The following is a 13,205-nucleotide window of genomic DNA, read 5'->3' on the forward strand; positions in this document are numbered from 1 at the left end:
CCGCGCGTCGCGATCAAGGCTCGTGATCCCGATGCGTGCCAACGCCCGCGCGTTGTGGCAACGGGCGCAATCCCAGTACGGGTAAATGCCCGCGCGTCACGATCAACGGTCGTAATCTCGATGCAAGCCAACGCCGGCGCGCCATGACCAACGGTCGTAATACCGATGCGCGCCAATGCCCGCGCGACACGACCAACGGGCGTAATCCCGATGCGTTCCAACGCCCGCGCGCCATGACCGACGGTCGTAATCTCGATGCACGCCAACGCCCGCGCGCCATGGCCAACGGGCGTAATTCCGATGCGTGCCAATGCCCACGCACCACGACCAACGGGCGTAATCCCGGTGCGCGCCAATGCCCGCGCGCCATGACCAACGGTCGTAATCTCGATGCACGCCAACGCCCGCGCGCCGCGACCAACGGGCGTAATCCCGGTGCGGGCCAACGCCCGCGCGCCATGACCAACGGTCGTAATCCCGGTGCGCGCCAATGCCCGCGCGACACGACCAACGGGTGTAATCCCGATGTGCGCCAACGCCCGCGCGCCGTGACCAACGGTCGTGATACCGATGCGCGCTAATACCCGCGCGCCGTGACCAACTGTCGTAATACGGATGCGTGCCAATGCCCGCGCGCCATGTCCAACGATCGTGATCTCGGGCGGGAGGGCAGCCGAGCATGGCTCGGCTCTACCGATGCGCGGCATTGCCGGCGCGTCGCGATCAACGGGCGTGACCCATCAAGACGCGCCAATTCCAAGGTAGAGCCGAGCCATGCTCGGCTGCCTTTCCCTCAGAACCCCAGCGCCACACCCGGCAGCAGCGGCTGCAGCTGCTCGCGGAACAGGGTCTTGATGCGCTCCAGCGCAGCGTCGTCATTGGCCTCGAAGCGCAGCACCAGCACCGGGGTGGTGTTGGAGGCGCGCAGCAGGCCCCAGCCGTCGGGGAAGTCCGCGCGCAGGCCGTCGATGGTGGCCAGGCGTGCACCGGCGAACGGCGAATCCTCCAACTGCGCGGTGGCCACGAACAGCGACACCAGCGCGTGCGGCGTGCCCGATTCCACCGGCACCTTCAGCTCCGGCGTGGACACGCTGTCGGGCAGTTCCTCGAACACCTCCGACGGGGTCTCCTCGCGCTGCGCCAGGATTTCCAGCAGGCGCGCCGCCGCGTACAGGCCATCGTCGAACCCGAACCAGCGCTCCTTGAAGAAGAAGTGCCCGCTCATCTCACCCGCCAGCTCCGCATCGGTCTCGCGCATCTTCGCCTTCATCAGCGAATGCCCGGTCTTCCACATCAGCGGGCTGCCGCCATTGCGCAGCACGTAATCGGACAGCTTGCCGCTGCACTTCACGTCGTAGATGACCAGCGCGCCCGGGTTGCGCATCAGCACGTCGGCGGCGAACAGCATCAACAGCCGGTCGGCGTAGATGATCCTGCCCTCGCGAGTGACCACGCCGAGGCGGTCGCCATCGCCGTCGAAGGCCAGGCCCAGGTCCGCGTCGAAACGCTTCACGGTCTGGATCAGGTCTTCCAGGTTGTCCGGGTCGCTCGGGTCCGGGTGGTGGTTGGGGAAGGTGCCATCCACGTCGCAGTACAGCGGAATGACCTCGGCCCCGATCGCCTCCAGCAGTGGCTGGGCCAGTTCGCCGGCCACGCCGTTGCCGGCATCGGCCACGATCTTGAGCGGGCGGTCCAGCTGCACGTCATCGGCGATGCGCTGGATGTAGTCGGCGTTGACCTGGCGCTCCTGCAGGCTGCCCGGCTCGGCAGCCACGTGCAGGTGGCCGTCGCGGATGCGCTGGTACAGCTCGGTGATGGCATCGCCGGACAGCGTCTCGCCACCCACCACGATCTTGAAACCGTTGTAGTCCGGCGGGTTGTGGCTGCCGGTCACCGCCACGCAGCTGCCCGCGCGCAGGTGGTAACTGGCGAAGTACACCACCGGCGTGGGCGCCAGCCCGATATCGATCACATCGCAACCGGCACGGCGCAGGCCTTCGATCAGCCCGGCGCTGAGCTCCGGACCGGACAGGCGGCCGTCGCGCCCCACCACGATCTCGCGCAGCCCCTGCACCTGCAGCACCGAACCGATGGCTTGGCCGATCAACGCGGCGACCTGCGGGGTGAGCTCGCGCCCGACCACGCCACGGATGTCGTACGCACGGAAAATCCCGGCCGGCACGTCCTGGCCCGGCACGCTGGGCACCGGCGGCGGACCGCCCTCGGCCGGCGGGGGCACCACCGCCAGCGGCACCTGCTCCAGGCTCTCGCGCAGCGTGGGGCCCTCTTCCAGCTGGGTGTTGCCTGCGGCGCGACGGCGCGGCAGCGGCACCTTGCCCTTGCCGAACTGCAGCATCGCCGCGATGGCCAGCAACAGCACTGCCACCACCGCGCAGGGAATGGCCGACAGGCCCAGCGGGCCCGCGTCGACATCCGGCACGGCCGCCGCCAGGCGCAGCCCACTCTTGCCGATCGGGCGGGCCAGTGCCTCGGCGCCATCGCCGAGCGACGTGGTGCCCTGCTCGATGATGTTGTGATTGCCCTGGCGCAGCGCCAGGTAGCCGGCCTCGGGCACGCGCACCTTGTCGAAGGTGGCGGTGAGGCGCAGCAACGGCTGGCGCACGTAGATCAGCGCCGGCCCCTGGGTGCCCAGCACCACCGGTGCCGCCAGGCCCAGGCGCTGGCCGCCGGCATCGCGGACCACGCGGGCCACCACGGTGTCTTCGGCATTGGCCGCTTCCAGCAGGGCCAACCGCGAATAGCCGAAGGCCTTCGGGTCGGCATACGCCTCATCCAGCGTGGCGGCCACCACCTGCACCTCCTCGGTGCCCGGCCAGCCTTCACGAATGGCCACGGCGGTGGCCTCGGCATCGCCGCTGGCCAGCGCCGCGGTGACCCGCTCGCTCTTCACCAGCTTGGCCAGCTGCGCCACCTGGCCGTTCAGCGCGGTCTGCACCCCGGACACGATCTGGTCACGCGATTCCTCCAGTGACCCGCCGACCGACGCCTGCCGCCACTGGTTCACCGCACTCCAGCCAAACCATCCGCCCAGCAGCACCAGCATTCCCACCAGCAATGGGCCGGTGCGCTTGCTTGCCAGCCGCGGTTGGCCTTCCGCCGTTGCCTTGCTCATGAACACTTCCCCCTGTCAGCGCACCCCGGTATGGCCGAATCCACCCGTTCCCCTGGCGCTGTCGGTGAAAGTATCCACTACCTGCAGGCCCACGCGTGCAATCGGCAGCACAACCAGCTGCGCGATGCGGTCGCCCGGCTGCAGCGTGAAGGGCTCGCGGCCACGGTTCCACGCGCTGATCAGCAGCGGGCCCTGGTAATCGGCGTCGATCAGCCCGGTGCCGTTGCCCAGCACGATGCCGTGGCGATGGCCCAGCCCCGAGCGCGGCAGCACCACGGCGGCCAGGTTCGGGTCGGCGATATGGATGGCGATACCGCTGGGAATCAGCGCCGTATCGCCCGGCTGCAGGGTCAGCTCGGTTTCCAGCGCCGCGCGCAGGTCCAGCCCGGCGCTGTGCTCGGTGGCATAGGCCGGCAGCGGCCAGGTATCGCCGAAGCGCGGGTCGAGCAGCTTGACCTGCAACGGCTGAAGGGGGGAATCAACGCTCATGCGTGCAACCTCTGGGCAATCAGGGACAACAGTTGTTCGGCCAGCAGCGCCTTGGAGGTACCGGGGAACACCTGTTCGCCGCCCTGCCAGTAGGCCGTGGCCGCATTTTCATCACTTTCGAAGCCGCCGGTGCTGATGCCCACCTGGTTGGCGATCACCAAGTCCAGGCGCTTGTCCACCAGCTTGCCGCGCGCGTACTTCTCCACATCGTGGGTTTCGGCGGCAAAGCCGACCACCAGCTTCAGCGCGTTGGTCTGCGCGGCCACCTCGGCCAGGATGTCCGGCGTGCGCACCAGCTCCAGCGTGAGGGTCTGGGTGCCGGCGGTCTTCTTCAATTTCTGCGGAGCCACCTGGCGCGGGGTGTAATCGGACACCGCCGCCGCGCCTATATAGATGTCGGCCGGCAGCGCGCCCAGCACCGCCTCGCGCATCTGCGCGGCCGAGCGCACATCCACCCGCTGCACCCCGGCCGGCGTGGGCAGCTGCACCGGGCCACTCACCAGCACCACCTGCGCGCCCTGGCGCACGGCGGCCGCGGCCAGCGCGTAGCCCATCTTGCCGCTGCTGCGGTTGCCCACGTAGCGCACCGGGTCCAGGTCTTCGTAGGTGGGGCCGGCGCTGATGACCACGCGCAGACCCGTGAGCTGCTGCTCGGGCGCGGCGTCGGCACCGGCTGGCGCCTGCAGCGCGGCCAGTGCCGCAACAATCGCATTGGGCTCGGTCAGCCGGCCCGGGCCGGATTCGCCCTCGGCCAGCGGGCCGTCTTCCGGCCCGATCACCTGCGCGCCGCGCTGGCGCAGCAGGGTGATGTTGGCCTGCGTGGCCGGGTGCTGCCACATGCGGTGGTTCATCGCCGGGCACACGGTGAGCGGCGCGGTGGTGGCCAGGCACAGCGTGGTGACCAGGTCATCGGCGTTGCCGTGGGCCAGCCGGGCCAGCAGATCGGCGGTGGCCGGGGCCACCACGATGCGATCGGCCCAGCGCGCCAGCTCGATGTGGCCCATGGCCTGCTCGGCGGCGCTGTCCCACAGGGTGGTGCGGGTGGGCTGGCCGGACAGGGCCTGGAAGCTCAGCGGGGTAACGAACTGCTGGGCCCCGGCGGTCATGGCGACCTGCACCTGGGCCCCGGCATCGCGCAGGCGACGCACCAGTTCCAGCGACTTGTAGGCGGCGATGCCGCCCCCTACGCACAACAACAGCTTCTGGCCTTGCAGCGGGCGCGCGGACGCCGGAGAAGCCTGGGGGGAGTCAGCCACCTGCGAATTTCCTGTCGAACTGAGGCGATTAGCTTACCTGATGGGGTGTGGGTGGCTCATGCCTCAGGGGCATGAGGGGGGTGTTTTTGGTCATGAGGGGCGTCATGGAGGATGGGCGGCCCTTGGACGCGGCGGCGCCCGGGCGGTACCGCGTTGCACCCGCCGGCCGTTGGCCGGATGGGCAGGCAGTGGCCTGGACGAACGCTCATCGCCCAGCTTGCCCGCGCCTGCCCTGAACCCATCGTCCCCCCGGCGAGGCTTGAGCCTGCGGAACGCTCCCGATTCACGGGCAAGGTCATCTTTCAGGATGGTTGGATACTCGTCGGTTCGGATCGCGCAGCGTCGCAGTGATGACTGATTACTCTGCTCGGATTGACCGGAGCAACTGGGCCAGGTCGCCGGACGCCCCCCGGAGGTCGCGCGCCCGCTCCGACCCAAGTGACCGGTGCGGATGGGCTTCTTTGCCGTCGACCGGTGGGCAATGTCATTTCAGACACATTGGCTAGGCACCGGCCGATGCGGAACACGCGATATCGGCGGTTGATCAACACTCTGAGAGCGGCGCCTTGGCGCCGACGCCGTTACATGCCGACGTGAAACCCGTTGAACGCACGCACGCCACTGGCACCCCATCGTTGATGACCCGCTCACTGTTGGGCGGCATACCGGATTCGCCCATTATCTGCATGAGCACGCGTCCGTCGATCATCGTCCGCCATGCCTTCATGCGCGACTCTTTTCATGATGCAGGAACGTGGCTGAATCCCTGTCCGAAGGGACTCCACTTAACGGATGCAGCTGACTGCTGATCTATGGCCACGATTATGGGTATGATGATCGCCGGCGATAGCAGCATCCATTAACATAAAGCTTGGCAGGAAGGAACTTTAAATGAAACATGAAAGCACTCTGCCTGCCGGTGAGTTCTATGTTCTTAGGCCCGACGTACGGGGCGGCGGACCTGGAACAAACGTCACCATTGAGAACGAGGCAGTGTTGCTTACCCCGCCCTCGCTCATCATCAGGCCACCTTTGGGCGGAATTCCGGAGTTCTCCGAAAGGCCGAGGCTTAGCCACTCCAGTGGTAGAAATAAGCCACCACGCGACCTTGAGGGAGGGTACAGCGGCTACTGGCTGGTGTCGGAACGGCTGAAACGGGTTTTTGAGGATGTTGATCCTCAAGCCTTTGCGTTCGCCGAGTGCGATTACATTCTTCCTGACGGAAGTGAAGGTCCAAAATACTATCTTTGCGACGTCGTCCGCGAAGTTGCCGCACTGGATCGAAAGCGATCAAGGTTCAAGACCAAGCTTCTCTTTGACGAGCGAATCGGCGAAGAAGTAGAAATGCCGTCACTGGTTGGCGGAGCTCAATTGGCATTCGATAGTGCCGCAGTTGGCAACGCACATATTTTCAGGATGGCAGAGCGGCCATCAGTGATCGTATGCGACGATTACATGCGGCAGGCTACGCGCAAGGCTGGAATTGGCGTGAAACCAAACTCCGGCGGTCTGAACTTTAAAGAGGCAACTGAGTGCTGAGGCCAGTAGCTCGGCTCTCTCCGCAATGATCTCTGGAGCGTAGTGCCGCATGGCAAAGAATGATAAGCCAGTCTTTCAGGGGCATCACCTTATAGAGCAGCAGGCGTTTAGAGAGAGCAATCTGCTAAAACGCCTTGGCGAGGAAAATCTTTTCGATCTTCATCACGATCGGAACATGCTTAACTTGCCGGCAGACAAACAGTTGGCCATGCAACTGGAAGTGTCTCCGCACAACGGAGGCCCCCTCGGAGCTTATTCGGTCGGTCTCCAGGAATCACTGGAAGATCTGCAAGATAGTAAAGATGGAAGGGCGTTCTTAATGGGCCGCGACCTTCAGGCGGGTAAACGTGTCGCGGCTGAGGTGGATGCCCTGTGCGACACGCTGAAACTTGCGATGGTGGACAACAGGTTACTGACCAATACCCCTCTCGGCATGACGCCGGAGGCAGCCAATAGTGTCAACCGCCAGTTCTTCATCGAGTTGGATGACTATCAAAAGAGCAATGGCCCGCGGATAGCCGCCTTGGGGAGATTGGCTGGACCGGAAGCACGCTGGCCAGCTGCCACAAGATCGGAATCCACTCTTACTGCAAGTGTTGAAGCCATCGAACGCCCAGGCTTCAAGCCAGTCAAAGGCGATGCAGCTCTCGGGCAGCAGGTACTCGTTGATGCAGTGGAAAGCGCGCAGGCGAGCGGGCGTCTACGCCTGAGCGAGGCGGGCGAGGCATCAATCGATTCGATTCGCGTCCCTCGCGGCCAAGGCGGCTTCATCGCTCCTGAGCTCTTAGGCAGCAATCTCTCTCCAGGCACGCGTGTGATGGGGGCCGCCGGGGTAGCATTCCTAGCCTACGACTTTGGCACCTCTGGGCACAGATGGGTTCAACTGCAGTCCGAGGGTAATCAGACCGGCGCGGATTCCACGGCATCGCATTTCGTCGGCCGCAACGTCGGTGGCGCGATGGGTGGTTTCGTTGCAGGTGCTGGCGCGGGTGCGCTGACGGGCTCCTGGAGCGGCCCAGGCGCACTTGTCGCCGGACTGGGCGGCGGCGTGATCGGCGCCTACATGGGTGATCGCTGGGCGGAACAGAAAGACATCGATCGAATCTATACGCAGACCGATCCGGGCGGACGTACTTGGACGCGGGACCCGCAGGACCCGCAGGGGCGATGGGTACGCGGAGCGCATCAGCAGCAGGTGCAGATCAGCGCGCTGGCAGGTGAGGTCGAGGTAAAGCCGGTACAGACCCCGCTGGGCGAGGACGTGCTGTTCCGTGCCGACTACGTTGCCACCGGGCGGCTGGAGCGGCTTCTGAACCACAAGGCTGCCAATGCGTCCTACGAAATTGGTCTGGCTAATCCGCCCTTGCCCCAAGATCCCTTCCGACTGAATGCCAGCGCTGAGCAGCAGCCTGCGCGCACGCCCTTTGAAACCGAACGCGCCTTCGTGCGCGATCCACAGTCTGGACAGTGGCGGCTTGAGATCAAACAGATGCTCGACGGCCGTACCCCCAGTACGCGGCTCGATGCCGTCAGTGCAGAACGCGGACTTGAGCTGGATGAGCAATCGCGGGCCGTTATCGCCCAGAATGCGGCCAACTCGCCGACGGCAATGGCCTCGCGTTACCGGGTAGCGTACGAACAGGGCCGCTGGAGTGACTTCGATCCAGCATTACCGCCGGCCATTAGCAATGAACTACTGAAGACCAACACGCTGCAGGCTAGCGACGGCAACACCTACACGCGCGGAGCGGAAGGCCAGTGGCTCAGCGATGGCTTGCTCTACAACAGCACGACCAATCTGAACCTGCGCGACGAACTGGAGTTGACGTTTCGGAGTCTGCAGACCGGCGTGCAGGAAATGAACGCTCTGGCCGATTACGCCAAGGCAAACCCGCACCTGGAACCGGAGGGGGCCCGCGGGCAACTGGCTGCTCTATACGCCAAGCACGGCATTGAGCGCAGTGCTGCACAGTTGGATGCGTCGGTGGCAGCAGTGGAGCGCAACCATATTCGCGCTGGACTGAACCAGGATTTTACCCTGGAGCTGATGCCCGACCCGCGCACGCGCGCGCCAAGTGCTGACAGCGCCATTGCCAGCTTTAGCGACGGCGGCGGCAACCGCATGGTGCTCAAGAGCACCGCCACCCCCGACGACATCGCGCAAGCTCAGCTGAACGTTGCTAGGCAACAGAAGACGCCGCAGCAGACTTCACCCGATCTGCGCTTCGCAACGCTGCCTCTGCAAGAGCGTGAGGTGCATCAGCAGACGATGCGCGAATCCGACCGGCAGGCGGCATACAGCAGCGGAGAGCTTCAGGATGCATCGACCGCCGCGACGGAAGAGCCACTGGTAACGGGTTTGATCGACAATCCCGGAGGTCGAGCCACGCATGCCGGCTATCAGACCAGTACCCCACCGGTGCCATCCGCGCGGCACGAGACTGACGTGCCACCTCTGACCACGCCGCATTCGAACGAGCAGCACGCGCCTAATCCGTCGCCGGAGCGCAGCGATGGTCCGGTGAAGTCAAGTTGGGAGGGCACGGCGCCGCCCGACCTCCAGTCCACGCCGATGCAGACCGGTCACCCCGACAACAGGCTCTACGAGCAGGTACGCCATGGCGTGGCTGCGCTGGATGCCGAGCACGGGCGCAGCTTCGACGCGACCAGCGAGCGGATGACAGCCAGCCTGCTGGTGCTGGCCAAGAATAATGGGCTGGAACGCGTGGACCACGTGCTACTGAGTAATCCCACCGCTGCGCTACCCGCCGCTCATATCGTGTTCGTGGTTCAGGGCGAGCCAGATAGCCCTATGCGCCAGAGTGCGGGCATGCCGACCGCGCAGGCCGCGCAGACGTCGGTGGAGGAATCGCTGCACAAGCTCAACGTGCTAAGTCAGGATCAGCAGCAGCGCGGACAAGAGCAACAGTTGGAGCAGCAGCCGCATGCCGCACGCTAGCAGCGGGGCATTTGGATGCCTGCTGCTGGCACGAGATGAGAACGGGGGCTGCGGATCAACCCCATCCTGGCGCTGAACTTGGGACTATCGATACCCGTCCGCGGTATCGACATCCGTCGGCGGTAGCCGGCCCACCATGATGCGGTCGGGCCAGCGTGACGGATCGATATGGCTCATGGCCTGCTCGGCGGCACTGTCTCACAGGGTGTGCGGGTGGGTGGGCCGGACATGGGCTACAAGCTCAAGTAGTGACGAACTACTGGGCCCCGGCGGTCATGGGCACCTACCGTTGGGGCCGGAGTCGATACTTCCCCTATGATCGATGGGAAACAGACTTTTCATACATCAATCAACTCAACTCTCTTTATGACCGATACGACTTTCGTTCGGTAGAAAACCATATTGACAGTTATAGCGCGCGCATTCTCAATAACGTGGTATGAAAATACATCCGGATGATCACCTAGAAGCTGGTTTTCCGCAATGTCGCCAGCCACCAACTTAGTGGCGCTATCGAAGAGATCCCTCACTTTAGTCGGCGCATCATCGACAATCCCAAGGAAAATCGGCATTACAACCACTTCACCGACCAGCTTCCTCAATCCACCGTGATGATGATAGTAGACACCACGAGCAACCTTAGCCAGCGCTTCCTCGAGGAGTTTTTCGTCAACGGGCGCACTTCCACTGATCCTAATGCCTTCCTCAGTCCGCTCAATTCCATAGCGATCGACGGATGCCTTTGGACTTAATGCGTTTCTCACGATAGACCTGACAGTTCCCTTCATCGCCTCTTCTGGAACCCCATCTGCAGAGGAAGTTAGGATAAACTTCAAGTACTCATCCGCGTTCGATTTTTCTTGATTATGGACGGCGCACGAAGGAACAATGATCGGACGCACAAAAGCGAAAGCCCCTGGCGCAAACAGCTTCTTAGGTGGAACGTGATCACCCTGCCCAACACTGGCATCTTCGCAACAATAGCAAGTCCCATTCACGGAAAGCTCTCCTTAGCTGAACTGAAAGTCGGAAGTGTAGACACTACCCGACCCTCAAGGCAATCCCGAACAAATTTCTTTTACTTGCAGAATCAGCATATACGCTCGCCGCAACGCCCCTTGCGCAAGTCGCGCGCCGCGAGTCAAATCTATTTACCCGTCAATGTGGCGATTTCGCTGTAGACGAACCGCTTGCATCTCCTACCCCATGTCGCGGCTGTCCCCGATGGAATCAACGATTTCGTCGCTTGAAACTGTTCCATATGGCAATAAAAAACTGGCCCAAGAACGAACAGCCCCGTGAAAAGCTACTGGCACGCGGCGCGAGCGCATTGTCCGACGCCGAGCTGTTGGCCTTGTTCATGGGCACCGGCTGCAAAGGTCTCAATGTACTGGAAAGTGCACATCTGCTTTTGACGGCGCACGGCCCGCTCCGCAGGCTACTGGACTTGGACGCCGCAAAACTCCAGAAGCTCCCTGCTCTCGGTCCAGCCCGTGCCTGCAAGCTGGTAGCTGCCCTGGAACTGACCAACCGCCATCTACGAGCGCAGTTGGACCGGGGCGATAGCTTGCGCGATCCAGCGTCGGCGGCCCGCTACTTCAAACAGAGGTTGAGATCCCGACCGACCGAGGTGTTCGCCGCCTTGTTTCTCGATACCCGCAACCGGACCTTGGCCTACGAAGAACTGTTCACCGGCACCATCGATGCGGCGGCAGTGTATCCACGGGAGGTCGTCCGCCGTGCCCTGCTCCACAACGCCGCAGCGGTGATCGTCAGCCACAACCACCCCTCCGGCAGCGCCGAACCCTCAGCCGCAGATCGCGAGATCACCCGCCACCTGCAGCAGGCCCTGGACCTGGTCGGCATCCGGCTCCTGGATCACGTGGTGGTAGGGGACGGCACCCCCGTTTCCATGGCTGAACGAGGCTGGCTCCAACCCACCCTGTCCTTCGCAGGCTGAACACCCCAGACAGCGCGGACACCCCTGTCCGCAGCTCCCAGACCCGCCCCAAGGGGTCCGCAAAGCCCCCCAAAGCCCCCTGCCCCAACCCCGTTCAATGGATCGGCCCGCCATCTAGGCTAAAATTGCCGATTCCGCCGCTCCAGTCCCAAAGCAGGCCTTGTGAAAAATCTCCTCCGCGCCCTGATCAGCCAAGGCATCGAAGCCTTGCGCGCCAACGGCACTCTGCCGGCCGATACCCTGACCCCGGAATTCGTGGTCGAACGCCCGAAGACCCGTGAGCACGGCGATTTCGCCACCAATGCCGCGATGCTGCTGGCCAAGCCGGCGCGCAGCAACCCGCGCGCCCTGGCCCAGGCGCTGCTGGATGCGCTGCCCAAGAGCAATGACGTGCTGCGCGTTGAGATCGCCGGCCCGGGCTTCATCAATTTCCACCTCGCCCCCAGCGCCTACCAGCGCGAAGCGGCCAGCGTGCTCAAGGAAGGCGCCGATTACGGCCGCAACCTGAGCGGCAACGGCCGTACCGTGGGCGTGGAGTATGTGTCGGCCAACCCGACCGGTCCGCTGCACGTGGGCCATGGCCGCGCCGCCGCCATCGGCGACTGTCTGGCGCGCCTGCTGGATGTGAACGGCTGGAACGCCAAGCGCGAGTTCTACTACAACGACGCCGGCGTGCAGATCGAAAACCTGGCCCTGTCCACCCAGGCGCGCGCCAAGGGGCTCAAGCCCGATGACGCCGGCTGGCCGGAAGCGGGCTACCGCGGCGATTACATCCAGGACGTGGCCAACGCCTACCTGGCCGGCGCCACGGTGGAGCTGGAAGGCCACGCGGTGGTGGGCGAGCGCGACCCGGACAACCTCGATGCGATCCGCCGCTTCGCGGTGGCCTACCTGCGCAACGAGCAGAACCAGGACCTGGCCGCGTTCGGGGTGGATTTCGACATCTACTTCCTGGAAAGCTCGCTGTACAAGGACGGCAAGGTGGAAGAGACCGTCGCCCAGCTGCAGGCGGCCGGCCACACCTATGAGGACGGCGGCGCGCTTTGGCTGCGCTCGACCGACTTCGGTGACGACAAGGACCGCGTGATGCGCAAGTCCGACGGCACCTACACCTACTTCCTGCCGGACGTGGCCTATCACCTCAGCAAGTGGCAGCGCGGCTATGAGCGCGCCATCACCGAGCTGGGCGCGGACCACCACGGCTCCCTGGCGCGCGTGCGCGCCGGCCTGCAGGCGCTGGATGTGGGCATCCCCAAGGGCTGGCCGGAGTACGTGCTGCACCAGATGGTGACGGTGATGCGCGGCGGCGAGGAAGTGAAGCTGTCCAAGCGGGCCGGCAGCTACCTGACCCTGCGCGACCTGATCGAAGAAGCCGGTCGCGATGCGACCCGCTGGTTCCTGATCGCGCGCAAGCCCGATTCGCAGCTGACCTTCGATATCGACCTGGCCCGCGCGCAGAGCAACGACAACCCGGTGTTCTACGTGCAGTATGCGCACGCCCGGGTGTGCAGCCTGCTGCGCCAGGCGCAGGAGAAGGGCCTGAGCTACACGCCGGGCGAAGGCCTGGCCGGCATGGCCTCGCTGGGCGATGACGCCTCGCTGTGGCTGATGGTGGAAATGTCGCGCTTCCCGGAAGTGGTGGAAGCGGCCGGTATCGCGCTGGAACCGCACCTGATCGCGCAGTACCTGCGTGAATTGGCGCACGCCTTCCACACGTGGTATCACGGCACGCAGGTGCTGGTGGCTGACGACGCCGAACGCAACGCCAAGCTCACGCTGGCGTGCGCGGCGCGCCAGGTGCTGGCCAATGGTCTGAACGTCCTGGGCGTTTCCGCCCCGGAAAAAATGTAAGCAGTGGAGAAGCAGTAA

At 64.4% G+C, this 13,205-nt stretch carries 9 protein-coding genes; 5 read left to right on the forward strand and 4 right to left on the reverse strand.

Translation table 11 applies throughout. From position 1 onward, the window contains the following. Nucleotides 1-143: 143 nt before the first annotated feature. Entirely contained in the window at nucleotides 144-581 is a 438-nt protein-coding gene (locus tag M2421_RS10470) for a hypothetical protein (RefSeq protein WP_259206561.1), read from the forward strand. A 212-nt stretch (nucleotides 582-793) separates the two neighbouring features. Here M2421_RS10470 and M2421_RS10475 read toward each other — a convergent pair whose 3' ends face one another. The 3 genes from M2421_RS10475 to coaBC are packed head-to-tail and all read right to left on the reverse strand — an operon-like array spanning nucleotide 794 to nucleotide 4,878. Continuing rightward, a complete protein-coding gene (locus M2421_RS10475; protein WP_259206562.1) occupies nucleotides 794-3,133 on the reverse strand; it encodes a phosphomannomutase/phosphoglucomutase in 2,340 nt (779 codons plus the stop codon). Nucleotides 3,134-3,148: 15 nt separating this feature from the next. Continuing rightward, nucleotides 3,149-3,622: a dUTP diphosphatase gene (gene dut, locus M2421_RS10480; protein ID WP_259206563.1), complete on the reverse strand. Its 474-nt coding sequence runs from the start codon at nucleotides 3,620-3,622 to the stop codon at nucleotides 3,149-3,151. Continuing rightward, nucleotides 3,619-4,878 carry a bifunctional phosphopantothenoylcysteine decarboxylase/phosphopantothenate--cysteine ligase CoaBC gene (coaBC, locus tag M2421_RS10485; RefSeq protein ID WP_259206564.1) on the reverse strand — a complete coding sequence of 420 codons (1,260 nt, stop codon included), beginning with the start codon at nucleotides 4,876-4,878 and terminating at the stop codon, nucleotides 3,619-3,621. The genes dut and coaBC overlap by 4 nt, the downstream gene beginning before the upstream one ends. 891 nt (nucleotides 4,879-5,769) lie before the next feature. Between coaBC and M2421_RS10490 the strand changes: the two genes are divergently transcribed. Together M2421_RS10490 and M2421_RS10495 are read left to right on the forward strand one after the other, a co-directional pair. Continuing rightward, entirely contained in the window at nucleotides 5,770-6,417 is a 648-nt protein-coding gene (locus M2421_RS10490; RefSeq protein WP_259206565.1) for a DUF1629 domain-containing protein, read from the forward strand. 49 nt (nucleotides 6,418-6,466) lie between these two features. Further along, a complete protein-coding gene (locus M2421_RS10495; RefSeq protein WP_259206566.1) occupies nucleotides 6,467-9,376 on the forward strand; it encodes an XVIPCD domain-containing protein in 2,910 nt (969 codons plus the stop codon). Between the two features lie 338 nt (nucleotides 9,377-9,714). Here M2421_RS10495 and M2421_RS10500 read toward each other — a convergent pair whose 3' ends face one another. Continuing rightward, complete coding sequence (locus tag M2421_RS10500; RefSeq protein ID WP_259206567.1) at nucleotides 9,715-10,374, reverse strand: hypothetical protein; 660 nt, start codon at nucleotides 10,372-10,374, stop codon at nucleotides 9,715-9,717. A gap of 263 nt (nucleotides 10,375-10,637) precedes the next feature. Between M2421_RS10500 and radC the strand changes: the two genes are divergently transcribed. Together radC and argS are read left to right on the forward strand one after the other, a co-directional pair. Continuing rightward, nucleotides 10,638-11,336, forward strand: coding sequence for a DNA repair protein RadC (radC, locus tag M2421_RS10505; protein ID WP_259206923.1), 699 nt, complete (start codon nucleotides 10,638-10,640; stop codon nucleotides 11,334-11,336). A gap of 162 nt (nucleotides 11,337-11,498) precedes the next feature. Continuing rightward, nucleotides 11,499-13,187, forward strand: coding sequence for an arginine--tRNA ligase (gene argS / locus M2421_RS10510; protein ID WP_259206568.1), 1,689 nt, complete (start codon nucleotides 11,499-11,501; stop codon nucleotides 13,185-13,187). Nucleotides 13,188-13,205 lie beyond the last annotated feature (18 nt).

The sequence above is a fragment of the Stenotrophomonas sp. BIGb0135 genome (assembly GCF_024810105.1).
Classification (GTDB): domain Bacteria; phylum Pseudomonadota; class Gammaproteobacteria; order Xanthomonadales; family Xanthomonadaceae; genus Stenotrophomonas; species Stenotrophomonas maltophilia_AB.

Bases quoted from the DNA above. Each gene is read 5' to 3' on its own strand.
- M2421_RS10475 (WP_259206562.1), bottom strand. From the start codon at position 3,133: ATGAGCAAGGCAACGGCGGAAGGCCAACCGCGGCTGGCAAGCAAGCGC.
- M2421_RS10495 (WP_259206566.1), top strand. From the start codon at position 6,467: ATGGCAAAGAATGATAAGCCAGTCTTTCAGGGGCATCACCTTATAGAG.
- M2421_RS10470 (WP_259206561.1), top strand. From the start codon at position 144: ATGACCAACGGTCGTAATACCGATGCGCGCCAATGCCCGCGCGACACG.
- M2421_RS10490 (WP_259206565.1), top strand. From the start codon at position 5,770: ATGAAACATGAAAGCACTCTGCCTGCCGGTGAGTTCTATGTTCTTAGG.
- dut (WP_259206563.1), bottom strand. From the start codon at position 3,622: ATGAGCGTTGATTCCCCCCTTCAGCCGTTGCAGGTCAAGCTGCTCGAC.
- radC (WP_259206923.1), top strand. From the start codon at position 10,638: ATGGCAATAAAAAACTGGCCCAAGAACGAACAGCCCCGTGAAAAGCTA.